Raw genomic sequence first — 23,092 nt, forward strand, 5'->3', positions numbered from 1 at the left:
CCGCCAAGGCAGCCCTGCGCCATTCCGATGCTCGCCCCAATGGGGCTGCGCTTCGGATGGCTCCGGGCCGCCTCGGCTGACAGTCGCCTAACGCATTGGTTTCAGCCCCCGTTCATGGGCAGATGCCGTAAGCCGGTGGCTGGACGGAGGGATCCGAAGCGCAGCCCCACCGGGGCGAGCATCGGAATCCCGCAGTCCGGACGCCGGCGACTCAAGAACCCCACCTCACAAAACCAAACGCCAGCAATCCAGCCCAAAATGCTCTAAACCGGCGCGCGTTCCCGGTCCACGGCCGTGACCACGCCGGCTTCGATCAAGGCGTCGATTTCTTGCTGGCCATAGCCGAACTCTCCCAGAATCGCGATGGTGTCCTCGCCCAGCCGCGGCGCCGCGCGGTGGTACTGCGCGGGCGTGGCCGACAGCTTCACGGGCATGCCTACGGTGCGCACCTTGCCGGCCACCGGGTGATCCTGTTCCACCACCATGCCGCGCGCCAGCGTCTGCGGATGCGACAGCGCCTGCGCGATCGAATGCACCGGCCCGGCGGGCACGCCGGCCTCGTCGAAAACGTCCAGCCATTCCTGCGCGCTGCGAGTCTCCAGGATGGCCGACATGTCCGCCACCAGCTCTTCGCGGTTATTCATGCGGTCGCGGTTGCGGGCGTAGCGCGGATCGTCCGCCCACTGCGGCTTGCCCAGCGCCTGCGCGATGCGCTGCCAGTTCTTCTCGTTGGCGCCGCCGATGATGATCCAGTCGGTCGCGGTGGGAAAAGCCTGGTAGGGCGCGCTCAGCACGTGCGCCGATCCCGTGGGGCCGGGCGACACGCCGCTGCCGAAATAGATGGCGGCATGCCAGTACAGCTGCTGCAGGCTGGCTTCCAGCAATGACGTTTCGACGATCTGGCCTTCGCCGGTGCGCTGCTTGTGCTGATAGGCCGCCAGCACGCCGAAGGCCGCCAGCAGGCCGGCATTGATGTCCGCGACGGAGTTGCCGGTGCGTAACGGCGGCCCGCCAGGTTCGCCGGTGATCGCCATCAGGCCGGAGAAGCCCTGCGCCACCAGGTCGAAGCCGCCCTTGTCGGCATAGGGGCCGGTGGTGCCGTAGCCCGACACCGCGCAGTAGATCAGGCCGGGGTTCTCCTGGCGCAGCCGGTCGTAGCCCAGGCCCAGTTTTTCCATGGTGCCCTTGCGGAAGTTCTCGGTCACCACGTCGGCGTCGCGGATCATGCGCAGCAGCACCTTTTTGCCCTCGGGGTGCTTCAAGTCCAGCGCGATGGCGCGCTTGTTGCGGTTGAGCATGAGATAGGGCGCCGAGATGCCGTTGATCTGCGGGTCGCGGTACTGGCGCGAGTCGTCGCCGCCGTCGATCTTTTCGACCTTGATGACGTCGGCGCCCATGTCGGCCAGCATCATGCCGCAGGTCGGGCCGGCCATGATCTGCGACAGCTCGATCACGCGCATGCCGGCGAGCGCGCCGGCGGGGCGCGGGGTATCGCCCTGGGTATCGTTATGCATGAGTCCTCCTTGCAATGGGGTTCAGCGGGCGTTGAATTGCGGCTTGGCCTTGGCCAGGAAGGCCTGGTAGCCCGTGCGGAAATCCTCGGTGTCGAAACAGTCGAAGGCCTCGTCGCGATCTGCGTCGGTCAAGGCCTTGCCGTTCACCAGGTTGCGGATGAACTTCTTGTGCCAGCGCGCCACCAGCGGCGCGCCGTCGGCGATGCGGCGGGCGGCGGCCTGGGCTTCGGAGGCGACCTGGCTGTCGGGCGCCACGCGCGTGACCACGCCCAGGCGCAGCGCTTCCCGCGCGTCGAAGATGGTGCCTTCCAGCAACACCTGCAGCGCGGCGGTCGGACCCACCAGGCGCACCAGCGGCGCCAGTTCCGAGTACGACATCACCAGCCCCAGGTTCTTGATGGGCACGCCGAAGCGCGAGCTCTCGCCGCAGATGCGGATATCGGCCAGGCTGGCGATCTCCAGTCCGCCGCCCACGCAGATGCCGTGTATCTGCGCCACCACCGGATGGCGGCAATTGCCGATGGCTTCTATGGTCCGGCGCATCACGGCGCCGTACTCGATGGCCTGGCGCTTGTTGCTGCGCGCGGTCTCGAATTCGCTGATGTCGTTGCCCGGAGAGAAGGCCTTCTCGCCCGCGCCGCGCAGCAGCACGCAGCGCACGCTGTCGTCGGCGTCCAGCTCCAGGAAGGCGTCGCCCAGCAGCCGCCAGCTGTCTATGGTGAAGGCGTTGAGCTTTTCAGGGCGGTTCAGCACCACGGTCGCGATGTCGCCGTCGCGCTGGCACAGGATGGGGGATGCGTCGGAAGTGGGGGTAGCGCTCATGGTGTTCCTTTGCGTGGGCGGGGGCGCACCCCCGCCGGGTTGCTGCGGGCTTACTGCTTGGTCAGGCCAAGGCTGGCGGTGAGCTTGCCGTACTTGCTCCATTCGTCCTGCACATAGCTGGCGAAGGCCGCGGGGGTGGCCGGGCCGCCGCCCAGTTCCATGCCCTGGTCGGCCAGCTTGGCCTTGATCTCGGGATCGGCCAGCGTCTGGCTTAGCGCCTGGTCGAGCTTGTCCAGCACCGGCTTGGGCAGCTTGGCCGGCGCCAGTACCGCGTACCACTGCACGATGTCCAGGCCCTTGATGCCAGACTCGGCCAGCGTCGGCACGTCGGGCAGGCGCTTGCTGCGTTCGGTGCTGGTCACGGCCAGCGGGCGCAGCTTGCCGGCCTGGATCTGGTTGATGGCGCCGGGCAGGGTGTCGAAGTTCATGTCCACGCTGCCACCCAGCAGATCGGTCATGGCCTGGCCGCTGCCCTTGTACGGCACATGCTCCATGCTGACGCCCGCGATCTGCGAGAAGCGCGCGGCGCTCAGGTGCTGCGGGCTGCCCATGCCGGAAGACGCGTAGGTCAGCTGCTTGGGTTTGGCGCGAGCGTCGTCCACCAGGTTCTGCACGCTGGCGTAGCTGTGCTTGGTCGGATTCACCACCAGCACGTTGGGTACCGATCCGATGTAGCGCACCGGCGTGAAGTCCTTGATCGGGTCGACGTTGGACTGCACCACATAGGGCGCGGCGACGGTCGACTGCATGTTGGCGAGCAGCAGGGTGTAGCCGTCCGGATCGGCCTTGGCCACGAAGTCGGCCGCGATCAGTCCCGAAGCGCCGGGTTTGTTCTCGACCACGACCTGCTGGCCCAGCAACGCCGAAAGGCGGGCGGACAGGATGCGTGCAGACACGTCGGTGCCGCCGCCGGGCACGAAGCCGACGATCAGGCGTACCGGCCGTTCCGGCCATTTGGATGCGTCCTGCGCCAGGGCGGGACTGGCGGCGGCCAGGCCGGCGGTCAGCGCCAGGGCGCCGGCGCAGGCGCGAGCGTGCTTGTGCATGTGGGTCTCCTTTGGTGGTTGTCAGCCTGCCCGCGTGTTGCTTGCTCTATGATGGGGTCAGGTTGGTATGCCTTTGGTGTTTGGTATACCAGATACAAAAATAGTCGAATTAGCGAGTGGCAACAACTCATGGCTAACCCTGAAGTTATGGACCAGTCCGTCCCCGATTTGGCCATCCATCACCCGACGCTGCCGGCCGTGGTGGCGGAAAAACTGCGGCAGCTGATCATTGACGGCACCTTCAAGCCGGGCACCTGGCTGAACGAGCGGGACCTGTGCGATCAGCTCAAGATTTCACGCACGCCGCTGCGCGAGGCCTACCGCATGCTGGCTTCCGACGGCCTGGTGACCCTGCAGCCCAAGCGCGGCGCGATGGTGATCGAGCTGTCGACGGACGACGTCGAGAACATCTTCGACGTGCTGTCGGTGCTGGAGGGGCTGGCGGTGCGCAGCGCCGCCGAGCGCGCGACGGACGCGGAACTGGCGCATATCGCGCAACTGCACGCGCAGATGCTGCAAGGGTATGAACAGCGCGACATCCGCGCGTATTTCGCGGCCAGCATGGGCACGCATATCGCCATCAACCGGGCGGCGCACAACCCGGCGCTGACGCATTCCTACGATCGCTTGAACCTGCAGGTGCAGGCGCTGCGCTATAAGTCGAATTTCGATATCGACGAATGGACGGCGGCGGTGGCCGACCACGAGGCCTTTGTGCAGGCGCTGATGCAGCGCGACGGCGAGCTTGCGGAGTCGCTCATCCGCAAGCATGTGGGCAGCAAGAAGACCTACAACTTGCGCGGACGCGGCGCCCAAGGTTTGAAGTGACCTGTCATCGGCGCGGACAGCGCGGGCCCAGGGCTCGGCTGTCCGACTGCGGGCGCACTCAGGCTGGCTGCGCCACCACGCGCTTCCTGCCTATCATCAGTGCGATGACGGCGGCGATCAGGCCCGTCATGCCGGAGATGACGAAGGCCATCAGGTAGCTGCCCTGCGCTTCGCGCACGGCGCCCGCCATCCAGGCGGCGCTGGCCGCACCCAGCTGGTGGCCGGCGACGATCCAGCCGAACACGATGGAAGCGTCGCGCTCGCCGAAGGCTTCTGTCGTCAGGCGCAGCGTGGGCGGCACCGTGGCGATCCAGTCCAGCCCAAAGAAGATGGCGAAGATCGACAGGCTGTAGAACGAGAAGTCGGAATAGGGCAGGTAGATCAGCGACAGTCCGCGCAGGCCGTAGTAGACGAACAGCAGCTTGCGGGGATCGTAGCGGTCGGTGAGCCAGCCGGACGCCGTGGTGCCGATCAGGTCGAAGATGCCCATCAGCGCCAGAAGACCCGCGGCCTGCACCTCGGGCATGCCGTGGTCGCCGCAAAGCGCGATCAGGTGCGTACCCACCAGGCCGTTGGTGGTGAAACCGCAAACGAAAAAGGTGGCGAACAGGAACCAGAAGGTGCGCGTGCGCGAGGCCCGCGCCAGCGCGCCGAAGGTGGCCGCCAGCATGCCGGTGCGCGGCGCGGCAGGCGCGGGCGGCGCATGCGGATCGCTGCCGAAGGGGACCAGCCCGACGCTGGATGGGCGGTCCGGCACCAGCCACCAGGCCAGCGGCACCAGCGCCGCCGCCGCGGCCGCGACCGTCCACACCACGCGCGTCCAGTCGCCCGACGAGGCCAGCGCCGCCAGCACCGGCAGGAACACCAGCGTGCCGGTGGCGGAACTGGCGGTCAACAGGCCCATCATTACGCCGCGGTGCTTGGTGAACCAGCGGTTGACGACGGTGGCGCCCAGCACCACGGCGACCGCGCCGGACCCCAGGCCCGAGAACACGCCCCAGGTCAGCAGCAGATGCCAGGACTGGGTCATGAAGGCGCTGGCCGCGCTGGATGCGGCCATCAGCATCAGCGCGCCGATCAGCACGCGCCGCAAGCCGAAACGCTCCATCGCGGCGGCCGCGAACGGCCCGACCATGCCATACAGGAAGATGCCGACCGCGGCGGCCAGCGAGATGGTGCTGCGGCTCCAGCCGAAGGTCTCCTCCAGAGGCACCAGCAACACGCTGGGCGAGGAACGCAGGCCGGCTGAAACCAGCAAGGACAGGAAAATGACCGCGACGACGACGAAAGCGTACTTCTGGCCGGCGCGCCGGAAAGGGACGGGAGGGTGGGCTATACTCATGTTACTGACCGGTACGTAATGGAGTTTGCGAATAGTACGTACCGGTCAGTAACATAGTCAAGCAATTTTTCGCCGTATCCGCCAACCGGAAAAGGAGCCCATTCATGGCCAGCAAAACCTCTGCCGCCGACCGGCCCGCATCCAAGCCGCCGCTGGCGGCCGAGCGCATCCGCAAGACTGCGCGGGAAATGTTCTACCGGGACGGGATACGGGCAGTGGGCGTGGACGCCATCGTCAACGAGGCGGGCGTGACCAAACCCAGCCTGTACCGCAGCTTTTCGTCCAAGGACGAGCTGGCGGCGGCCTATCTGCGCGACTACGACGCGGAGTTCTGGGCGCGCTTCGACGCGGCCTGCGCGGCGCATCCGGGCGACCCGCGGGCCCAGATCCTGGCCTACCTGACCGGTCTGGGCGTGCGCGCGGTGCAGAACGGCTACCGCGGCTGCGGCCTGACGAACGCGGCGGTGGAATACCCCGAAGCCGGCCATCCCGCCCGCGCCGTGGCGGTGGAGCACAAGGCCGAACTGCGGCGGCGCCTGGCCGCCATGGCGGCGGAAATGGGGGCGGCTGATCCCGACGCGCTGGGCGATGGCCTGTTGCTGTTGTTCGAGGGGGCCTTTGTTTCCAGCCAGCTATTTGGCGAAGGCGGGCCTGCCGGCCGGGTCGCGCAGATGGCGGACATGCTGATCCAGGCGCATCTTGCGCAGCGCTGATCAGGCGCCCGGGAAAGGGTGGCACAAGAAAGGTGCGGGCAGCAGTGCACATGTGCACCATTTTTGGTGTTTGTCCCCATTGCGCAACGCACAAAAAAATGCTTAAGAAATTTATTGCGGCGCAGCAAGCACAGGTCTAAGATGGACTCGTGTTGTTCCACATCGCTTTCTCAAGGAGAGAACCATGAGCGATACCGCGCTGAAGAATGCCCGCATGTCGGATGAGCTGGAACGTACCCTGATCCATGACGCGATCATCGCGGAAAGCCTGTCCGGCCACGCTTCCGGTTCGCGCTGGCTGCGCCTGAAAGTGCGCCTGGCCGCCTTCGGCGGCGCCGTCGGCGAGGTGTTGCACGACATGGACGCCGGCCGTCGCCAGCACCCCGTGGTCTCCGCCTACCACTGAGCCCGAAAGCGGGTACGAGAAAAACGCCAGCATTGCTGGCGTTTTTTTATGCTTGGCTATCCCTGGGGATCAGACCAGCATGTCAGCCACCAGATAGCCATCCAGCAGCAGGATGCCGAGCGTGGCCGCAACCGCCGCCCAGGCCCAGGCGCCGCGCAGCACGTACCTGCCCATCAGGCTCTTGCGGCAGGCCAGCAGCACCAGCGGCCCCAGCGCGAAGGGCAGGGCCAGGCTCAGGATGACCTGGCTCAGCACCAGCAGGCCGTCCGGATCCTGGCCGCCGGTGAACGCCAGCAGGCCAACGGCGGCCGCGCCGGCCACCAGCCGCGTCGCCAGGGCGCGGCGGCGGTCCGACCAGCCGCTACGCACCTGGAAGCCGCGGGACAGGATGCGTCCGGCCAGCACGCCGGTAATGGTGGAGCTTTGTCCCGCGGCATACAGCGCCACGGCGAACACGACGGCCGCGCCGATGCCCAGGGTCTGGGCGATCACGGCATGCGCGTCGTCCAGGCTGGAAACGATGATGCCCGAGCCCGACAGCGAGGCGGCGGCGACGATCATGATGGCGGCGTTGATCAGCATGGCCAGGCCCAGCGACACGACGGTGTCGTTGCGCGCCACGCGCATGGCCAGGTCGCGGGCGGCCGGCGGCAATTGCTGCGCCCGTTGCGCGAGCGAGCCGGAATGCAGGTACAGGTTATGCGGCATCAGGGTCGCGCCCAGGATCCCCAGCGCGATCAGGAAGCCCTGCGGGTCGCGCAGCGCGCGGCCGGTCTGCGTGACCCCGTGCGCCACCTCCGTCCAGGCCGGGTTGGCCTTGAACAGCAGGAACACGAAGGACATCGCCACCACCGACAGCAGCAGCGCGATGAAGCGTTCATGCTTGTCGGCGTTGCCACGTGTCAGCGCCAGCACGGCGAAAGTACCGACGCCGGTCACCGCGACGCCCGCGATCAGCGGCAGCCCGAAGAGCAGGCGCAGCGCGATCGCGCCGCCGATGAGTTCGGCCAGGGCGGTCGCCAGGATCGCCGCCTCGCCGGCCAGCCAGGCGGCCTTCGCCACGCGCGGCGACAGGTGGCGGGCCGTCAGCGTGGCCAGGTCCTGTCCGGTGGCCAGCGCCAGGCGCGACACCAGAATCTGGAAGCCCAGCGCCAGCAGGGCCGAGCTGACGACGACCAGCAGCAACCCGTAGCCGAAGCCGCTGCCGCCCGCGATGTCGGTGGCCCAGTTGCCCGGATCGATATAGCCCACGGCCACCAGGATGCCGGGGCCGGCGATGCGGCGCAGGCCCGCCGATACCTGGACGTCCTGTGCCAGCGCGGTCCTGCCGCCGGAAATCGCGTAGATGAATTGGCCCATGCTCACTCCTGAGAATGATTCTCATCATCCTCTTGGGGAAAGCGGTCGTCAAATTGATTTTGGGCAAGCAGGGGATAGGGCGGCCCAATGGATCCCGTGGCGCCGCCCTTGGTGGACGGGCCACGGGTCGGGAGAGGATCAGGACTTGAGCTTGGCGTCCATGGAGATCTTGGCGTTCAGCACCTTGGACACGGGGCATCCTTTTTCCGCCTTGCGGGCCGCGTCCTCGAAGGCCTGGGCGCTGGCGCCGGGGATGACGGCTTCCACGGTCAGGTGCACGGCGGTGATGGCAAAGCCGCCGTCCACCTTGTCCAGGGTGACCTCGGCCTTGGTGTCCAGGCTTTGCGCCACCATGCCTGCTTCGGACAGGATGTTGGACAGGGCCATGGTGAAGCAGCCGGCATGCGCCGCGCCCAGCAGTTCCTCGGGATTGGTGCCCGGGGTGTCGCCGAAACGGGTGTTAAAGCCGTAGGCTTGTTCCTTGAGCGCGCCGCTCTGCGTGGAGATCGTGCCCTTGCCGGTCTTCAGATCGCCCGACCAGTGGGCGCTTGCGGTTTTCTTCATGCGTGACTCCTGTAGAAGGGCCGCGCCCGTCGCGTGCGCGGCCGGTGTGGGAGGGCGCGGGCCGCCGGCTGGGGCGGGGCGCTTTGCCTGAGATGGCATGGACGATGATACGGCGGACGCATGCGTCCGGCGCGGAAAGCGTCTGCGCGCAACGGCAAGCCGATGTAACCGCAGGCCCGCTTTATTGATCCGGGTCGCAAGGCGGCGCTCACCCATCAGGCAAAATACAGGCATCTGCTCAAACCTCGCCGAGAACTGCTGTCATGTCTTACAAGCTCGTCCGCTACGCCTGCGCCATCGCGCTGGCCGTCCCCGCCTTGTCCGCCCAGGCTGAAATCGTCATCGGCGTGGACGTGTCCACCACCGGTCCGGCCGCCGCCATCGGCATCCAGACCAATAACGCGATCCGCTTGTGGCCGGCCACGCTGGGCGGCGAGCCGGCCCGCTACGTGGTGTTGGACGACGGCACCGACGTCAGCCGCGCGGTGAAGAACATGCGCAAGCTGACCTCGGAAGACAAGGTCGACGCCATCGTCGGCCCCAACACCACGGCCGCCGCGCTGGCTGGCCTGGACGTGTTGGCCGAAACCGGCACGCCCATGATCGCGCTGGCCGCCTCCAGCGTCATCGTCGAACCGCTGTCGGATCCGAAACGCGCCTGGGCCTTCAAGATGCCGCAGAACGATTCGCTGATGGCTACCGCCCTGGTGGCGGACATGAAGAAGAAGGGCCTGAAGAACGTGGCCTTCATCGGCTTCGCGGATTCCTACGGCGACAGCTGGTGGAAGGAGTTCACGGCGGCTGCCGGGACCGACCTGAAGATCGTGGCGCAGGAACGCTTCCAGCGCACCGACGCCTCCGTGGTCGGCCAGGTGCTGAAGGTCATCGCCGCCAAGCCGGACGCCGTGCTGATCGCCGGCGCCGGCACGCCGTCGGCCCTGCCGCAGAAGACGCTGCTGGAACGCGGCTACACCGGCGCCATCTACCAGACGCACGGCATCGGCACGCTGGAATTCCTGCAGGTCGGCGGCGCGGATGTGGAGGGCACCTTGTTCCCCACCGGCCCCGGCGTGGTGGCGCGCGAACTGCCCGACGACAACCCGGTCAAGAAGGTGGCGGTGGCCTTCGCCGACAAGTACGAAGCGCGCTACGGCGCCAACACGCTGACCCAGTTCGCGGGCGACGCCTATGGCGCCTGGATGCTGCTGGACTCGGCGGTGGCGCGCGCGCTGAAATCCGGCGCCAAGCCCGGCACCCCGGAGTTCCGCGCGGCCTTGCGCGACGCGCTGGAAAACACGCGCGACCTGGTCGTGCCCAATGGTGTGCTCAACATCACCAAGGACAATCACCAGGGCTTCGACGAGCGCGCCCGCGTCATGGGCATCGTCAGGAACGGCCGTTTTTCCTACGCGGAATAAGTAGGGACATATATCTCTGCCATTCGTAACTTGTCCTGACCTCCCATAGGGAGATGGCGCAAAAAGCAGGCTGCGGCCTGCTTTTTTTCGGACACATCATTCGTGTAGAAATCATTTAATAGCGTATCATTTTTAGTGAATCCATATACCTCGAAATAAATACAGGAGAAACTGCCATGAGCCTTATCCGATCCAGACGCATGCTGGCCGCCTTGAGCCTGGGAGTACTGGCGGCATGTTCCGACTCGGGATCCGACAAGGCTGCGCCGGCAGCGAGCGCGCCCGCCGCCGCGTCCACTCTGGAAGCCGCCAAGGCCGCCGGCAAGATACGCATCGGCTACGCCAACGAAGCGCCGTTCGCGTTCATGGACAGCAAGGAGGGCAAGGTCACCGGCGAATCGGTGGAGATCGCGCGGGTGGTGCTCAAGCGCATGGGCATCAACGAAGTGGAGGGCGTGCTGACCGAGTTCGGCTCGCTCATTCCGGGCCTGCAGGCCAAGCGTTTCGACATCATCGCCGCGGGCATGTACGTCACGCCCGAACGTTGCCAGCAGGTGGCGTTCTCGGACCCCACTTATGGCGTGGGCCAGTCCTTCCTGGTCAAGCAGGGCAATCCCAAGAACCTGCACAGCTACGAAGACGTGATGAAGAATCCCGACGCCAAGCTGGGCGTGGTGGTGGGCGCGATCGAAGCGGAATACGCCTCCAAGATCAAGGTGCCGCCCGCCCAGGTGGTGGTGTTCCCGGACGCGGTCAGCGCGCTGTCCGGCGTGCAGGCGGGGCGCGCCGACGCCTATGCGGCCACGGCGCTCACGGTCAACGACCTGATGGGCAAGACCAGCGCGGCCAGCGGCCTGGAGAAGGCCGATCCGTTCAAGGACCCGGTCATCGATGGCAAGGACGTGCGCGGCTACGGCGCCTACGCGTTCCGCAGCGACGACAAGGCGTTTGCCGACGCCTTCAACGCCGAACTGGCCAAGTTCATCGGCACCGAAGAACACCAGAAACTCGTGGCGCCTTTCGGCTTCACCGCGCAGGAACTGCCCAAGGGGGTCACGGCCGCCAAGCTGTGCGCCGGTCAGTAGGGGGGCGCGCATGCGGTTGATATCCGAGCATTTCGCCGAACTGGCGCCGCCGCTCCTGCAGGGGCTGGCGGTGACCCTGGAGATCATGGCCGGCGCCGTGGTGCTGGCCGTTCCGCTGGCGCTGGCCGCGGGCATCGGGCGCCTGTCGTCCCTGCGCCCGCTGCGCTGGATCGCGGCGGTCTACGTCGAGGTATTTCGCGGCACCTCGGCCCTGGTGCAGCTGTTCTGGTTCTACTTCGTGCTGCCGCTGTTCGGCGTGCAGCTGCCGGCCATGCTGGTGGGCATCGTGGTGCTGGCCTTGAACGCCGGCGCCTATGGCGCGGAAGTGGTGCGCGGCGCGATCCGAGCGGTGCCGCCAGGGCAGCGCGAAGCCGGCATCGCGCTGAACCTGACGCGCGGCCAGATCATGCGCCGCATCGTGGTGCCGCAGGCCGTGCCGGCCATGCTGCCGCCGGCCGGCAACCTGCTGATCGAGCTGCTGAAGAACACCGCGCTGGTGTCCCTCATCACCATCACCGACCTGACCTTCCGCGGCCAGCTGCTGCGCAGCGAGACCCTGCGCACCACCGAGATCTTCACGTTGATGCTGCTGATGTACTTCGCGGTGGCCCTGTTGATCACGGGCGGCGTGCGTCTGCTGGAACGCAAGGTGCGCGTGCGATGAAGCCGGTATTCGATTGGTCCTTCGCCCTGGAGATCCTGCCCACGCTGGGCTCCGCGCTGCTCATCACGATCCAGGCCACGGTGCTGGGCATGCTGGTGGCCGTCACGCTGGGCCTGGCGCTGGCCCTGCTGCGGCGTTCGCGCTTGCGCATAGTGTCCCTGCCCACGGCCTTCGTGATCGAGTTCGTGCGCAGCACGCCCCTGCTGGTGCAGATGTACTTCCTGTTCTACGTGCTGCCGCTGACCGGCGTGCGGATGTCGCCGCTGGCCACCGGCATCACCGCGTTGGGCCTGCACTACGCGACCTATTGCGCCGAGGTCTACCGCGCCGGCATCGAAGCCGTGCCGCGCGGCCAATGGGAGGCCGCCACCGCGCTGAACATGTCGCGCTGGCGCACGGCGGTGGGCGTGGTGCTGCCGCAGGCGATTCCGCCGGTGGTGCCGGCGCTGGGCAATTACCTGGTGGCCATGTTCAAGGACACGCCGCTCTTGTCGGCGATCACCGTGGTGGAACTGCTGCAGCAGAGCAAGATGATCGGCTCTGCCACCTTCCGCTACACCGAGCCCCTGACACTGGTGGGCCTGCTGTTCCTGGCGTTGAGCCTGGCGGCGGCCTGGGGCGTGCGCGGCCTGGAGGCCCGCCTGCAACGATATGGAGGAAAAAGATGAGCGCCAGCATAAGCATCAAGAACCTGCGCAAGCAGTACGGCGAACTGGAGGTGCTGCGCGGCATCAACCTGGAGATACCGTCGGGCCAGACCGTGGCCGTGATCGGCCCCTCGGGTTCGGGCAAGTCGACGCTGCTGCGCGTGCTGATGACGCTGGACCGGCCCACCAGCGGCGATATCGAGATCGACGGCGTGCCCATGTGGACCGACGCGCAAGGCCGTTCTGTCGGCCCCAACTCGGAGCACCTGCGCAAGGTGCGCGGCAAGATCGGCATGGTGTTCCAGCATTTCAACCTGTTCCCGCACATGACGGCGCTGGCCAATGCCATGGAAGCGCCGCTGCATGTGCGGGGCATGCCTCGCGCCCAGGCGCGCGAACAGGCCGTGGAGTACCTGGAAATGGTCGGCCTGGGCGACAAGCTGGATGTCTATCCGGCGCAGTTGTCGGGCGGGCAGAAGCAGCGCGTGGGCATCGCCCGCGCGCTGGCCATGTGCCCCCACATCATGCTGTTCGACGAGGTGACGTCGGCGCTGGACCCGGAACTGGTCGGCGGCATCCTGCAGATCCTGCGCGACCTGTCGGCCCGGCGCAGCATGACGATGATCATCGTCACCCACCAGATGAAGTTCGCCGAACGCAGCTCGGACCGGACCCTGTTCTTCGACCAGGGCAACATCGTCGAGGACGCCGAATCGTCGGTGCTGTTCAGCCAGCCCAAGGAGCCGCGCACGCGCCAGTTCCTGGACTCGGTGATCGAAGGGCAGTAGCGCATCGCTTGCGGACGCGCCTTGACCCCGCCCGGGGCTGCGGTATTCAGGTTCCCGGACGGGCCGGGGCGCTATGCTGTCGCATCCCACGCCCCGGAGGCTCCAGCATGTCCCTGCTTTTCAGTCCCACGTCCATCGGCCAGCTGGAACTGGCCAACCGCATCGTCATTGCGCCCATGTGCGAGTACTCGGCTGAAGACGGCCTGGCGACCGACTGGCACATGATCCACCTGGGGCACCTGGCCTTGTCCGGCGCCGCGCTGCTGTTCGTGGAGGCCACCGCCGTGGAGCCAGACGGCCGCATCACCCCGGGAGACCTGGGCCTGTGGTCCGACGAAACCGAGGCGGCCATCGGCCGCGTCGTCGCCGCCATCCGCCGCTACGCGCCCATCAAGCTGGGCATACAGCTGGGCCACGCGGGCCGCAAGGCGTCCAGCGAAGCGCCCTGGAACGGCGGCCAACTGGTGCCGCCCGAGTCCGGCGGCTGGCAAGGCTGGGCGCCTTCGGCCGTGCCGCACAACGCGTCGGAACCGCCGCCCCACGCGCTGGACGCGGCGGGCCTGGCGCGCGTGCGCGACGCCTTCGTGGCTAGTGCCCGGCGCGCCGTGCGGCTGGGCTTCGACGCGATCGAGCTGCATGCCGCGCACGGCTATCTGCTGCACCAGTTCCTGTCGCCGCTGTCCAACCGGCGCGACGACGCCTACGGCGGTTCGCTCGAGAACCGCATGCGCTTTCCGCTGGAAGTCTTCCAGGCGCTGCGCGAGGCCATTCCGCCGTCGGTGACGCTGGGTGTGCGCGTGTCGGCCACCGACTGGGTCGAAGGCGGCTGGGACCTGGAACAGACGCTGGTCCTGGCGCAAGCCCTGAAGGAGCGCGGCTGTGAATTCATCGACGTCTCCAGCGGCGGCGTCTCGTCCCAGCAGAAGATACCCGTGGGTCCGAATTACCAGGTGCCGTTCGCAGACGAAATCAAGCGCAAGGTGGGCATGCCGACCATCACGGTAGGCCTGATCACCGAGGCGCAGCAGGCCGAAGACATTCTCCAGGGCGGCCAGGCCGACATGGTCGCGCTGGCGCGCGGCATGCTGTACGACCCACGCTGGCCCTGGCACGCCGCCGCGCAGCTGGGCGGCCAGGTCAGCGCGCCGCGCCAGTACTGGCGCTCGCAGCCGCGTGAGCAGAAGGCGCTGTTTGGCGAGACGCGCTTCGGACAACGGTGAGCGGGATGGGCGCAGCGCGGCGTCAGCGCCGAAAAGAGGCTGTCATAGGCCGCCGCGCTTGACCCATCACGGCCGTTTTCCTTCGTAGGCGTTTTGCAGCAGCGCCCGCAAGGCCTCGCGTTCCAGCGGGCGCGGATTGGGGTAGGGTGTCTGCATGGCGATGTCGCAGGCGCGGTCCAGGTCTTCCTGGCGCATGCCGATGTCGCGCAATGCCGTGGGCGCGCCCAGCGTGCTGGCCAGATCGAATACGCCCGCCGCGGCAGCCGGCGCGCCCAGCGCCGCCGCGATGCGCTCCATGGCCCGGGGCGCGGCCGCGGCGTTGTAGGCCAGGGCTTGCGGCAGCACCACGGTGTGGACTTCCGCGTGCGGCAGGTTGAAGCTGCCGCCCAGCGTATGGCAGAGCTTGTGATGCAGCGCCATGCCCACGCTGCCCAGCACCGTGCCGCACAGCCAGGCGCCGTAGAGCGCGTCGCTGCGCGCCTGCAGCAGTTCCGCGCCTTGGGAGCCTGCGTGGATGGCGGGCAGCGCCTGCGCCAGCGCGCGTATGCCTTCCTGCGCCATCAGGTCCATGATCGGATTGCCGTCTTGCGCGTAGAGGCCCTCTGCCGCATGGGCGATGGCATTGATGCCGCTGGTCACGCTCATCGATACCGGCAGCGACAGGCTGAGCTCGGGGTCGTACACCACGCTGCGCGGCAGCACCCGGTCATCCTTGCCGGTCTTCTTCAGGCCGCTCTCGGTGAGGCCGTAGATCGGCGTCATCTCCGAGCCCGCATAGGTCGTGGGGACGGCAATGACCGGCAGCCCGGAATCCAGCGCGATGGCCTTGCCCAGGCCGATGGTGGAGCCGCCGCCCACCGCTACCGCGCAATCGGCGCCCAGCTTGCGCGCCGCCTCCCGCGCCTGGCGCGCGATTTCGATCGGCACGTGCATCACGGCCTGGTCGAAGATGCCAGCCACCCGCGCCTCGCCCAGCAGCGCCGCGACCCGTTCGGCCTGCGCGCGTTGCGGCGGCGTGCAGAGTACCAGCGCGCGCCGCAGTCCCAGCGCATCAAGTTCGGCCGCCAGGCCGCCCAGGCTGCCCGGTCCGAAGACCACGCGCTGGGCGCGGCTGGCGTAGATGAAGGAGTGCATGGCGTTCCCCGTCTGCATGTCGGTCATTGTGCAACGATTCCGCGGCGCTTGATGAGCTCGCCCCAGCGCTGGGACTCGGCCTGCACCAGCCGGTTCATGTCGTCGCGGCCGCCGGCCACCACTTCGAAGCCGGATTCGGTGATGCGTCCGGCCACGGCCGGATCGCGCAGCGCGGCGATGGTGGCGTCGGCCAGCTTGTCCAGCGTCGCCGCCGGCGTCTGCGCGGGCGCCACCATGCCCACCCAGGAATAGATCTCGAAGCCCGGATAGCTTTCGGCGATGGCGGGCACGTCCGGCAGGGCCGCGACGCGCTTGGGCGCGGTCACGGCCAGCGCGCGCAGCTTGCCGCTCTGGATGTGGGGCAGCACCAGCGGCAGGCTGGCGATGATGGACTCCACATGTCCTCCCATCAGGTCCGACACGGCCGGGCCGCCGCCACGGTAGGGCGTATGGATGCCGCTGGTGCCGGCAGCCTGGTGGAACATTTCGGCCGCCAGATGGTTGGAGCTGCCCGCGCCGACCGAGGCGTAGGACACGCTGCCCTTCTTGCCGGCCGCGACATAGTCGGCGAGCGTCTGATAGGGGCCGTTGCCCGTCACGGCCAGCACCATGGGCGAGCGCACCATGTAAGACACGCCGGTCAGGTCGCGCGCCGTGTCGTAGGATAGTTTGGGGTAGATGTGCTGCTCGGTGGCGTAGGAATCGAACACCATTTCCACTGTGTAGCCGTCAGGCGCGGACTTGGCCACCAGCGCCGTGCCTATGGTGCCGCCGGCGCCGCCGCGGTTGTCGATGACCACCGTCTGGCCCAGCTTGTCCTGCAGCGCCTGCTGCACCTGGCGCGCCACCCGGTCCACGGTGCCGCCCGCGGCGAAGGGGACCACCACCGTCACCGGCTTGCTGGGATAGGAATCCGCCAGCGCGGGCAGGGCGGCGGCCCAGGCGCCTGCGGCAAGGGCGGCGCTGGCCAGCAGGGCGCGGTGCGAACGGCGGGGGGCGGTAGTCGGGGGCATGCGTGTCTCCAGGGCTTGTCGTCGTTGTAGTCGGCCGTTTATCTTTGTCAAAATTGCCAAAATGCGGCCATGCACGCTATCGTAATTGCCAAACCTCCCAGGAAAGCTGGCGTCCCACGCCAAAGCCTTTTGCGCTGCACGCACAAATGAAAACCGTCAAATTCGCCGAGAGCCTGTCCATCTTTGTCGACGTCGCCCGCGCCCAGAGCTTTTCCGAGGTGGCCCGCCGCCGCGGCATGGTGGCCTCGTCCGTGGCGCGGCAGATCGGCGCGCTGGAGTCCGAGCTCAAGGTGCCGCTGTTCGTGCGCTCGACCCGCGCACTGATGCCCACCGAGGCCGGCGAGGTGCTGTACGAGCGCGCCGTGAAGATCCTGCACGACATGACCGAGGCGCGTTCCGAAGTCATTTCGCTGGAGCAGACCGTGCAGGGCTTGTTGCGGGTCAGCTGCCTGCCGGCGTTCGCGCGGCGCTACGTGGTGCCCATGCTGCAGCAGCTGGGTGAGCGCCATCCGCAATTGCAGGTGGAGCTGGAACTGACCGAGCGCGTGGTGGATCCGGTGGTCGAACGCATGGACGTGGTGGTGCGGGTGGGGCAGCAGCCCGACAGCAGCCTGATCGGGCAGCGCATCGGCAGCCACCGTTATCTGATCTGCGCCGCGCCCTCATACCTGGAACGCCACGGCGTGCCGCGCACGCTGGCGGACCTGTCGCGCCATCGCCTTATCGACCGGCGCCATAGCACCAGCGTGCGCGGCTGGCGCGAGCTGGGGGATGGCCAATGGGCGCGGGACGCCAGGTTCGTCCTGGAATGCGACGACTGCGACGCGCGCCGGTTCGCGGCGCTGGAAGGGCTGGGCATCGCGCTCATGCCCAACTGGTCCGCGGGCGTGGACCTGGGCGCGGGCCGGCTGGTGCAACTGACGTTGCAGGACGCCAGCCCGCCACCCGAAAGCGGCATCTACCTGCTGCGCGCCATGCCGCGCGCCAACGCGCGCATCCGCGCCTTCACCGAGCAGTTGCGGCGGCAGATCGGCTCGCCTTCCGTCTGGGATGCCGCCATCGAGGCTGCGCGCGCGGCCTGACGATCACGCAGCCTACCTGGCATCGTGGAAGATGATGCCCAGCGTGTGCCGCTCGCCCTTGCGCAGCCGGCTGACTCCGTGCCGCAGATTCGCGCGGTAATAGCCGCGCGCCGACCGCACAGGCCTGTGGTTGACGGCAAGCACCACGGCATCGCCTTGCCGCAAGGGCACCACGTCGGCCCGGCCGGGCTGCTTGGGATTGCTCTCGGCCAGCAGCAGCTCGCCGCCTTCGAAATCGCGTCCCGGCTCGTTGAGCAGGAAGATGGCCTGGAATGGAAAGACGTGGTCGCCGTACAGGTCCTGGTGCAGGCAGCAGTAGTCGCCCGCCTGGTAGCGCAGCAGCAGCGGCGTGGGCCGGCGCTGTCCGGCGGCGTGGCAGATCTCCCGGAATTCGTCATGCGTCGCCGGAAAGCGCGCTTCGAGGCGCATGGCGGCATGCCAGCGGTTGGCGATGGGCGCCAGGCGCGGATAGAGCGACTGCCGCAAGCCCGCGACGATATCGGGCAGCGGATAGCTGAAGTACTTGTACTCGCCGCGGCCGAACGCATGGCGTTCCATCACGATGCGGCTGCGAAAGCGCGCTTGCTCGCCGTAGCCGGCCGCAAGCTCCTCGCACTGGGCCTGCGTCAGCAGCCCCGGCAGCACGGCGTAGCCATCGCGGCCGAGATCGTCTTCGACAGCCTGCCAGTCCGCATCCGCAATCCGGGTTTCAGGCAGATCGTGCAGCATGGTCGATGTGGGCATGGCTTGGGCTGGCATCAGGGCGCATCGTGGAAAAACAGTTCAAGGCCGATGCGGACTCCTTTGCGCACGCGGCTGACGGCATGCTTGAGGTTGACGCGGTAATAACCCTTGGAACCGTGAAAGGGGCGTTCCCCCGTGGCGATGATGGCGACATCGCCGCAAGCTAGCGGCGCCACCAGCGGACGCGATTGCATGCGCGGGCGCTGCTCCGTCATCACGAACTCGCCGCCCTGGAATCCGTCTCCCGGTTCGGACAGGAGCGCGACCACCTGCATGGGGAAGACCTGCAAGCCTTCAGTGCGCTGGTGCAGTGCCATGTAGTCTTCGACGCCGAGCCGGCTCAGGTGCGATTGCGCCCGGGCCTGGCCGGCGTCGCGGTTGCGCTGAAGAAAATCGTCCAGCTCATCGGGATAGCGCGATGAAACGTCCAGAAGCTCGTTCCAGCGATTGGCGTGAACGGCCAGCCGACGGTACAGCGCCGTGCGCCATTGCTCCAGCGGCGGCGGCATGCCGGCGTCGAAGTAGTACAGGTCGCCGCGGCCCAGGCCGGCAGATGTCAGGCTCACCCGCCGGGCAGGCGGCGCGTCGGCCTGCCGTGCCAGACTGCGCGCCAGTTCCGCGCCCAGCAATCCTGGCAGCACGGCATAGCCTTCGGCGTCGAGCTGCGATCCGATGTCCGTCCAGTCCAGGCGGTCCAGGCTGGTTTCGGGGGCGTTCATGCCGCTGTCATGCATAGGGTCCTCATCGATGGTCGCAAGCGAACGGGGCATCATGCCGCGTCATGAAAAATAAGGCCCACGGTATGGCGCCGGCCGCTGCGCACGCGGCTCACGCCATGCCGCATGGCGACCTTGCGCGGCCCGCGCGCGCCCGCCGCGGGCCGTTGATTGACGGTGAACACCACCGCGTCGCCCTGGTCCAGCGGCACGACGTCGGCGCGCTGGCTCCGGGCCGCAAGCTCGGTCATGACGAATTCGCCGCCGGTGAATTCCTTGCCCGGCTGCGACAGCAGGATGGCGACCTGCAGCGGAAACACATGCTCGCCATAGAGATCCTGATGCAGGCAGTTGTAGTCGCCCGCGCCGTACTGGAGCATCAATGGCGTGGGACGCGTCTGGCCCGCCCGGTGGCAGCGTTGCAGGTAGGCGTCCAGTTCGGGCGGGTACTGCGTGTCCGCGCGCAGCCGCTGATTCCAGCGGTTGGCGATCGGCGCCAGCCGGGCATAGAGCGCGTGGCGCAGCTGATCGAGCAGCGGCGGCAGGGGGTAGGCGAAGTACTTGTATTCGCCGCGGCCGAAGCCATGCCGCGCCATGACGATGCGCGAACGAAAGCGCGCTTCATCCGGATAGAGGGCGGCGAGGGCGCGGCATTGCGCGGGTGTCAGCAGTCCGGGCAGCACGGCGTTGCCGTGGGCATCAAGCGCGTGCTCCACGTTCTGCCAGTCATAGGCTGTTGCTGTCATGTCTTCGTTCCCGCTTGCCGCGGCGCGCATGCCCGGTCCTCCCTGCGATTACAGGCGAGGTCAGTGTAGAAATCCACCGCCCATTTGAAACTCCGTTTGTTGCGCTGGCATCCCCCCAAAACAAAAAACGCCGCGGATGCGGCGTTCTTCGGGCGGGCAGGAACCGTCGCGGCTCAGAGGCGCGAATAAGCCTGCTCCAGTTCGCGATGCAGCTGGTCGGCGAAATCCTCGCGCGCGGGATCCAGCTGCGACAGCAGGCGGGCCAGCACGACGTTGTCTTCCTCGCCGTTCCAGATCTTGATGTAGGTGCCTTCCTTGTAGCCATGCTGCTGGCGGAAGATGTTCAGCACGTTCTTGGACACGTATTGCGTGTAGGCGTCGTTCCAGCTCATCTCGCAGGACGTCATGGTCTGTTCCAGCACCTTGAAGCTGGCGCGTCCGCATACGGCCAGGCCGCCGATCAGTTCCAGCAGCTCGGGCACGTTCAGCTGGTCCAGCGTGTGGGTCTTGCCGTCCAGCGCGACCGAAGCCGGGCCGGACAGGTCGGCGACCAGCGCGCCGGCGGCGGCGGCGATGTCGCCGCGGGACTGGACGATGGTGTGCGACAGATAGAAGTGCAGGATGTCCACCAGCTCCATCTGCACTTGCGGCAGGTCGATGGTCTGCTTCTTCCACCACTTCCAGCCGTAGTGTTCCAGCGCTTCGGCGGATTCGACGAAGGCGGCGCGCAGGAAGCGGGCTCCGCCGTTGACCCAATCCGGATTGATCATGCTGTTCAAGTGGCCCTGCAGCTTCAGCATCGTGGCCGCCTGGGCCTGGTTCAATCCGACTACGTTATTCACTTTCACTCCGTGGTTCATGGGTCTTTCGACAGCGGCGGAAATGTTAGCACCATTGCCCGTCCGCGCCGCGCCGCCGCGATGGCGGAATCAGGCGCCGCCGTCCTTGCGGTACGAGGAGCGCTTGAGCGGCGGCAGCGGCGTCTTGTTGCGCGGATTGCGCGCGTTGCGGGCCGCCTTGAACAGCATCATGGCGAAGAAGAACAGGAAGACGGCGGGCATGGCTTCGTCCAGGTCGAAGCCGGGGCCGCGCAGGGCTTCGAAGATGATGCGCGCGCCTGCCCAGCCGGCCAGGATGCCGCCCACCGTCAGGATGACGCCGATCTTGCGCTGGGTGGCTTGGCGGGCCATCGATACCTCGGCGGCATCCGTCTGGCCCGGGGCCGTGGGCGCTTGCCGCGATTGCAGGGGCGGCGGGGCCGGTTTGCCCCAGGGCGCGCCGGACAGCGTTTCGGATGGCGAGGCAGGAGGCGGGGGCGCTGCCGGGCGGGAGTCCGTCCGCTTGTCGGGAACCTGTCCCGGCGATGCCCCGCCGGCGCGCGTCAGGTTTTCGACGTAGCGCGCGAAATCGCCATTCCTGGGTTCCCCGTCTATGGCCATTGCCCCTCTCTCCGGTTCAGTTGCCGCGGCGTTGGCGCGCCGGGACCCGGCGCTTGCGCAGCATGGCTATCAACAGCCCGCATCCTAGCAGTACCGAGAGTCCCGCGCCGATCATCATGGCAATCTGTTGCGCGTTGTCCGCCGTGCCCAGGCTGCGCGCGGTGATGTAGCCCGGGGCCAGCATCAGCGGCATCCAGAGGATCGCGGAGGCGACGTTGGCCATCTGGAAGCGGCTGTGCCCCATGCCCATGACGCCCGCGACGGTGGGAATGGTGGAGCGGATGGGGCCGAGGAAGCGGCCGATCAGCACGGAGGCGAAGCCGTAGCGGTAGAAGAACAGGCGCGCGCGCGCCACGCCGCTGCGCTGCTGCTTCAGCGGCCAGCGGCGCAGGATGCCGGGGCCGGCCCAGCGGCCCAGCCAGTAGGACAGCGCGTCGCCCACGATGGCGCCGGCGATGCCCCAGGCGATGATGGCCCAGGGATTCAGGGTGCCGGCGCCGATCAGGCCGCCGGTCAGCAGCATCAAGGCCGTGGCCGGGATGAACAGGCCCAGCAGCACCATGGATTCACCCAGCGTGAGCAGAAAGGTGATCGGTCCCGCCCAGGCCTGGTTGGCCTCGATGAACATCGCGATCTGGTCGATGTATTGGTCCATATTTACGAAGTTGAAAATTAGCTGGATGCAATCAGGTATGTTAACGCCTGCGGAACTGTCGGTGCGCCGTATAGTCCGTCTGGATGAAGCTAATTGTTGGAGAGTTATGGATTCGGTTACGCAGGCGGTGCTGGGCGCGGGCATACAGGGCGCCCTGCTGGGGCGGGTGCAGGGACGCCGGGCGCTGATCTATGGCGCGGCGCTGGCCACGGTGCCGGATCTGGACGTCCTGATGCGCTATCCGGACCCGGTGTCGCTCATGACCTACCACCGCGGCTTCTCGCACTCGGTGTTCGTGCTGACCGGGCTGGCTGTTTTCCTGACTTGGCTGATCCGCAAATACTGGCCGCAGGCGCCATACAGCGGACGCCGGCTGTTCCTGACCTTATGGCTGGTGCTGGTGACCCATCCGGTGCTGGACGCCTTCACGGTCTACGGGACGCAGCTGTTCTGGCCGCTGGCGCTCATCCCCGAAAGCTGGGCCGCCGTGTTCATCATTGACCCGGTCTATACCGTGCCGTTGCTGCTGGCGGTGTTGTTCGCCATCGGCTTCGGCATGACGCTGACGGCGCGCCGGCTGCTGGCCGCGGCGTTGGTGTTCAGCACCGCCTATCTGGGATTCGGGCTGGCCGGACGCATCGCCGCCGAGGACCGCGTGCGCGAGGCGATGCAGGGGCAGGGCATTGCGCTGAGCGAACTGCGCGCGGTGCCCATGCCTTTCAACACGCTGGTGTGGCGCGTCATCGCCAAGACGCCAGATGGCCACTATTACGAATCGGTCAGCAGCCTGTTCGACAGCGATCCGCCGGAATGGCTGCGCCAGCCGCTCAACCTGCATGTGGCGCAGGCGCTGGCGGACGTGCCGCTGCACCAGCGCCTGAGCTGGTTCACCGACGACTGGCTGCGCTACGACGTCATCGGCAATGCGTTGGTGGTCACGGACCTGCGCATGGGCATGGCGGGACATTACACCTTCCGCTTCAAGATGGCCGAACGCGCGGCGGGCGGCAACTGGCAGGCGGTGACGCCGTCCAGCTGGCCCACCGAGCGCGGCGGCTGGGCCGAACTGAAGCTGGTGCTGGGCCGCATCCTGCATGCGCAGCCGCCCTTGCCGCTGGCGCAGTGGTCGGAGCTGTCGACCAGGTAG

The 23,092-nt window shown here is 67.4% G+C and carries 25 protein-coding genes; 11 read left to right on the forward strand and 14 right to left on the reverse strand.

The window, feature by feature from the left end; all coding sequences use genetic code 11:
- Positions 1-263 precede the first annotated feature (263 nt).
- From IAG39_RS12475 to IAG39_RS12485, 3 genes are read right to left on the reverse strand one after another with little or no spacing between them, the layout of a single operon-like run.
- Positions 264-1,514 carry a CaiB/BaiF CoA transferase family protein gene (locus IAG39_RS12475; RefSeq protein WP_118932831.1) on the reverse strand — a complete coding sequence of 417 codons (1,251 nt, stop codon included), beginning with the start codon at positions 1,512-1,514 and terminating at the stop codon, positions 264-266.
- A gap of 21 nt (positions 1,515-1,535) precedes the next feature.
- Positions 1,536-2,336, reverse strand: coding sequence for an enoyl-CoA hydratase/isomerase family protein (locus tag IAG39_RS12480; RefSeq protein ID WP_118932832.1), 801 nt, complete (start codon positions 2,334-2,336; stop codon positions 1,536-1,538).
- A gap of 50 nt (positions 2,337-2,386) precedes the next feature.
- Complete coding sequence (locus IAG39_RS12485) at positions 2,387-3,382, reverse strand: Bug family tripartite tricarboxylate transporter substrate binding protein (protein ID WP_118932833.1); 996 nt, start codon at positions 3,380-3,382, stop codon at positions 2,387-2,389.
- Between the two features lie 129 nt (positions 3,383-3,511).
- Here IAG39_RS12485 and IAG39_RS12490 point away from each other — a divergent pair, with 129 nt between their 5' ends.
- Complete coding sequence (locus tag IAG39_RS12490) at positions 3,512-4,210, forward strand: GntR family transcriptional regulator (RefSeq protein WP_223283240.1); 699 nt, start codon at positions 3,512-3,514, stop codon at positions 4,208-4,210.
- 58 nt (positions 4,211-4,268) lie between these two features.
- On the opposite strand, the gene IAG39_RS12495 is transcribed toward IAG39_RS12490, so the two are convergent.
- Complete coding sequence (locus IAG39_RS12495) at positions 4,269-5,552, reverse strand: MFS transporter (protein ID WP_088159629.1); 1,284 nt, start codon at positions 5,550-5,552, stop codon at positions 4,269-4,271.
- A gap of 104 nt (positions 5,553-5,656) precedes the next feature.
- Here IAG39_RS12495 and IAG39_RS12500 point away from each other — a divergent pair, with 104 nt between their 5' ends.
- Both IAG39_RS12500 and IAG39_RS12505 read left to right on the forward strand, forming a co-directional pair.
- Positions 5,657-6,265: a TetR/AcrR family transcriptional regulator gene (locus IAG39_RS12500; protein WP_059380472.1), complete on the forward strand. Its 609-nt coding sequence runs from the start codon at positions 5,657-5,659 to the stop codon at positions 6,263-6,265.
- A gap of 184 nt (positions 6,266-6,449) precedes the next feature.
- Positions 6,450-6,671 (forward strand): hypothetical protein, encoded by a 222-nt coding sequence (locus IAG39_RS12505; protein ID WP_054455972.1) that lies wholly within the window; start codon positions 6,450-6,452, stop codon positions 6,669-6,671.
- A 69-nt stretch (positions 6,672-6,740) separates the two neighbouring features.
- Here the strand turns inward: IAG39_RS12505 and IAG39_RS12510 are convergent, their stop codons facing one another.
- Together IAG39_RS12510 and IAG39_RS12515 are read right to left on the reverse strand one after the other, a co-directional pair.
- Positions 6,741-8,030, reverse strand: a complete 1,290-nt coding sequence (locus IAG39_RS12510) for an Nramp family divalent metal transporter (RefSeq protein ID WP_118932835.1) — start codon at positions 8,028-8,030, stop codon at positions 6,741-6,743.
- Positions 8,031-8,168: 138 nt separating this feature from the next.
- On the reverse strand, positions 8,169-8,594 hold the full coding sequence (locus IAG39_RS12515; RefSeq protein ID WP_059380474.1) for an OsmC family protein: 426 nt from the start codon (positions 8,592-8,594) through the stop codon (positions 8,169-8,171).
- A gap of 263 nt (positions 8,595-8,857) precedes the next feature.
- Here IAG39_RS12515 and IAG39_RS12520 point away from each other — a divergent pair, with 263 nt between their 5' ends.
- The 6 genes from IAG39_RS12520 to IAG39_RS12545 all read left to right on the forward strand — a co-directional run bounded on the left by IAG39_RS12520 (position 8,858) and on the right by IAG39_RS12545 (position 14,416).
- A complete protein-coding gene (locus tag IAG39_RS12520; RefSeq protein ID WP_118932836.1) occupies positions 8,858-10,012 on the forward strand; it encodes an ABC transporter substrate-binding protein in 1,155 nt (384 codons plus the stop codon).
- Between the two features lie 176 nt (positions 10,013-10,188).
- Positions 10,189-11,097, forward strand: a complete 909-nt coding sequence (ehuB, locus tag IAG39_RS12525) for an ectoine/hydroxyectoine ABC transporter substrate-binding protein EhuB (protein ID WP_118932837.1) — start codon at positions 10,189-10,191, stop codon at positions 11,095-11,097.
- Positions 11,098-11,107: 10 nt separating this feature from the next.
- Positions 11,108-11,761: an ectoine/hydroxyectoine ABC transporter permease subunit EhuC gene (gene ehuC / locus IAG39_RS12530; protein WP_118932838.1), complete on the forward strand. Its 654-nt coding sequence runs from the start codon at positions 11,108-11,110 to the stop codon at positions 11,759-11,761.
- Positions 11,758-12,429, forward strand: coding sequence for an ectoine/hydroxyectoine ABC transporter permease subunit EhuD (gene ehuD / locus IAG39_RS12535; protein WP_118932839.1), 672 nt, complete (start codon positions 11,758-11,760; stop codon positions 12,427-12,429). Before ehuC ends, ehuD begins: the two co-directional genes overlap by 4 nt.
- Positions 12,426-13,196 carry an ectoine/hydroxyectoine ABC transporter ATP-binding protein EhuA gene (ehuA, locus tag IAG39_RS12540; protein WP_059380479.1) on the forward strand — a complete coding sequence of 257 codons (771 nt, stop codon included), beginning with the start codon at positions 12,426-12,428 and terminating at the stop codon, positions 13,194-13,196. The genes ehuD and ehuA overlap by 4 nt, the downstream gene beginning before the upstream one ends.
- 107 nt (positions 13,197-13,303) lie before the next feature.
- Entirely contained in the window at positions 13,304-14,416 is a 1,113-nt protein-coding gene (locus tag IAG39_RS12545) for an NADH:flavin oxidoreductase/NADH oxidase (protein WP_059380480.1), read from the forward strand.
- A 66-nt stretch (positions 14,417-14,482) separates the two neighbouring features.
- On the opposite strand, the gene IAG39_RS12550 is transcribed toward IAG39_RS12545, so the two are convergent.
- A complete protein-coding gene (locus IAG39_RS12550) occupies positions 14,483-15,577 on the reverse strand; it encodes a maleylacetate reductase (RefSeq protein WP_223283241.1) in 1,095 nt (364 codons plus the stop codon).
- Complete coding sequence (locus IAG39_RS12555) at positions 15,574-16,563, reverse strand: tripartite tricarboxylate transporter substrate binding protein (protein WP_118932840.1); 990 nt, start codon at positions 16,561-16,563, stop codon at positions 15,574-15,576. The genes IAG39_RS12550 and IAG39_RS12555 overlap by 4 nt, the downstream gene beginning before the upstream one ends.
- 146 nt (positions 16,564-16,709) lie before the next feature.
- On the opposite strand from IAG39_RS12555, the gene IAG39_RS12560 reads away from it, so the two are divergent.
- Positions 16,710-17,645, forward strand: coding sequence for a LysR family transcriptional regulator (locus IAG39_RS12560; RefSeq protein ID WP_059380482.1), 936 nt, complete (start codon positions 16,710-16,712; stop codon positions 17,643-17,645).
- A 12-nt stretch (positions 17,646-17,657) separates the two neighbouring features.
- Here IAG39_RS12560 and IAG39_RS12565 read toward each other — a convergent pair whose 3' ends face one another.
- The 6 genes from IAG39_RS12565 to IAG39_RS12590 form a co-directional block, all read right to left on the reverse strand.
- Positions 17,658-18,389, reverse strand: coding sequence for a 2OG-Fe(II) oxygenase (locus IAG39_RS12565; RefSeq protein WP_223283242.1), 732 nt, complete (start codon positions 18,387-18,389; stop codon positions 17,658-17,660).
- Between the two features lie 14 nt (positions 18,390-18,403).
- Entirely contained in the window at positions 18,404-19,108 is a 705-nt protein-coding gene (locus IAG39_RS12570) for a 2OG-Fe(II) oxygenase (protein WP_118932856.1), read from the reverse strand.
- A gap of 50 nt (positions 19,109-19,158) precedes the next feature.
- Entirely contained in the window at positions 19,159-19,851 is a 693-nt protein-coding gene (locus tag IAG39_RS12575) for a 2OG-Fe(II) oxygenase (RefSeq protein ID WP_165867846.1), read from the reverse strand.
- A 173-nt stretch (positions 19,852-20,024) separates the two neighbouring features.
- The gene (locus IAG39_RS12580; protein WP_187523940.1) at positions 20,025-20,711 is read right to left on the reverse strand and encodes a dUTPase; all 687 of its coding nucleotides are present in this window, start codon (positions 20,709-20,711) and stop codon (positions 20,025-20,027) included.
- A gap of 69 nt (positions 20,712-20,780) precedes the next feature.
- Positions 20,781-21,290: a hypothetical protein gene (locus tag IAG39_RS12585; protein ID WP_118932844.1), complete on the reverse strand. Its 510-nt coding sequence runs from the start codon at positions 21,288-21,290 to the stop codon at positions 20,781-20,783.
- A 16-nt stretch (positions 21,291-21,306) separates the two neighbouring features.
- Positions 21,307-21,945, reverse strand: a complete 639-nt coding sequence (locus IAG39_RS12590; protein ID WP_054455998.1) for a DedA family protein — start codon at positions 21,943-21,945, stop codon at positions 21,307-21,309.
- A gap of 106 nt (positions 21,946-22,051) precedes the next feature.
- Here IAG39_RS12590 and IAG39_RS12595 point away from each other — a divergent pair, with 106 nt between their 5' ends.
- Positions 22,052-23,092 carry a metal-dependent hydrolase gene (locus IAG39_RS12595; RefSeq protein WP_118932845.1) on the forward strand — a complete coding sequence of 347 codons (1,041 nt, stop codon included), beginning with the start codon at positions 22,052-22,054 and terminating at the stop codon, positions 23,090-23,092.

The sequence above is a fragment of the Achromobacter xylosoxidans genome, assembly GCF_014490035.1.
GTDB classification, from domain to species: domain Bacteria; phylum Pseudomonadota; class Gammaproteobacteria; order Burkholderiales; family Burkholderiaceae_B; genus Achromobacter; species Achromobacter bronchisepticus_A.

Coding starts and splice junctions, on each gene's coding strand:
- IAG39_RS12485 (WP_118932833.1), bottom strand. CDS start 3,382: ATGCACAAGCACGCTCGCGCCTGCGCCGGCGCCCTGGCGCTGACCGCC.
- IAG39_RS12595 (WP_118932845.1), top strand. CDS start 22,052: ATGGATTCGGTTACGCAGGCGGTGCTGGGCGCGGGCATACAGGGCGCC.
- IAG39_RS12510 (WP_118932835.1), bottom strand. CDS start 8,030: ATGGGCCAATTCATCTACGCGATTTCCGGCGGCAGGACCGCGCTGGCA.
- IAG39_RS12575 (WP_165867846.1), bottom strand. CDS start 19,851: ATGACAGCAACAGCCTATGACTGGCAGAACGTGGAGCACGCGCTTGAT.
- IAG39_RS12565 (WP_223283242.1), bottom strand. CDS start 18,389: ATGCCCACATCGACCATGCTGCACGATCTGCCTGAAACCCGGATTGCG.
- ehuA (WP_059380479.1), top strand. CDS start 12,426: ATGAGCGCCAGCATAAGCATCAAGAACCTGCGCAAGCAGTACGGCGAA.
- ehuC (WP_118932838.1), top strand. CDS start 11,108: ATGCGGTTGATATCCGAGCATTTCGCCGAACTGGCGCCGCCGCTCCTG.
- IAG39_RS12520 (WP_118932836.1), top strand. CDS start 8,858: ATGTCTTACAAGCTCGTCCGCTACGCCTGCGCCATCGCGCTGGCCGTC.
- IAG39_RS12500 (WP_059380472.1), top strand. CDS start 5,657: ATGGCCAGCAAAACCTCTGCCGCCGACCGGCCCGCATCCAAGCCGCCG.
- ehuD (WP_118932839.1), top strand. CDS start 11,758: ATGAAGCCGGTATTCGATTGGTCCTTCGCCCTGGAGATCCTGCCCACG.
- IAG39_RS12505 (WP_054455972.1), top strand. CDS start 6,450: ATGAGCGATACCGCGCTGAAGAATGCCCGCATGTCGGATGAGCTGGAA.
- IAG39_RS12515 (WP_059380474.1), bottom strand. CDS start 8,594: ATGAAGAAAACCGCAAGCGCCCACTGGTCGGGCGATCTGAAGACCGGC.
- IAG39_RS12475 (WP_118932831.1), bottom strand. CDS start 1,514: ATGCATAACGATACCCAGGGCGATACCCCGCGCCCCGCCGGCGCGCTC.
- IAG39_RS12570 (WP_118932856.1), bottom strand. CDS start 19,108: ATGAACGCCCCCGAAACCAGCCTGGACCGCCTGGACTGGACGGACATC.
- IAG39_RS12495 (WP_088159629.1), bottom strand. CDS start 5,552: ATGAGTATAGCCCACCCTCCCGTCCCTTTCCGGCGCGCCGGCCAGAAG.
- IAG39_RS12555 (WP_118932840.1), bottom strand. CDS start 16,563: ATGCCCCCGACTACCGCCCCCCGCCGTTCGCACCGCGCCCTGCTGGCC.
- IAG39_RS12580 (WP_187523940.1), bottom strand. CDS start 20,711: ATGAACCACGGAGTGAAAGTGAATAACGTAGTCGGATTGAACCAGGCC.
- IAG39_RS12545 (WP_059380480.1), top strand. CDS start 13,304: ATGTCCCTGCTTTTCAGTCCCACGTCCATCGGCCAGCTGGAACTGGCC.
- IAG39_RS12480 (WP_118932832.1), bottom strand. CDS start 2,336: ATGAGCGCTACCCCCACTTCCGACGCATCCCCCATCCTGTGCCAGCGC.
- IAG39_RS12590 (WP_054455998.1), bottom strand. CDS start 21,945: ATGGACCAATACATCGACCAGATCGCGATGTTCATCGAGGCCAACCAG.
- IAG39_RS12550 (WP_223283241.1), bottom strand. CDS start 15,577: ATGACCGACATGCAGACGGGGAACGCCATGCACTCCTTCATCTACGCC.
- IAG39_RS12560 (WP_059380482.1), top strand. CDS start 16,710: ATGAAAACCGTCAAATTCGCCGAGAGCCTGTCCATCTTTGTCGACGTC.
- IAG39_RS12585 (WP_118932844.1), bottom strand. CDS start 21,290: ATGGCCATAGACGGGGAACCCAGGAATGGCGATTTCGCGCGCTACGTC.
- IAG39_RS12490 (WP_223283240.1), top strand. CDS start 3,512: ATGGCTAACCCTGAAGTTATGGACCAGTCCGTCCCCGATTTGGCCATC.
- ehuB (WP_118932837.1), top strand. CDS start 10,189: ATGAGCCTTATCCGATCCAGACGCATGCTGGCCGCCTTGAGCCTGGGA.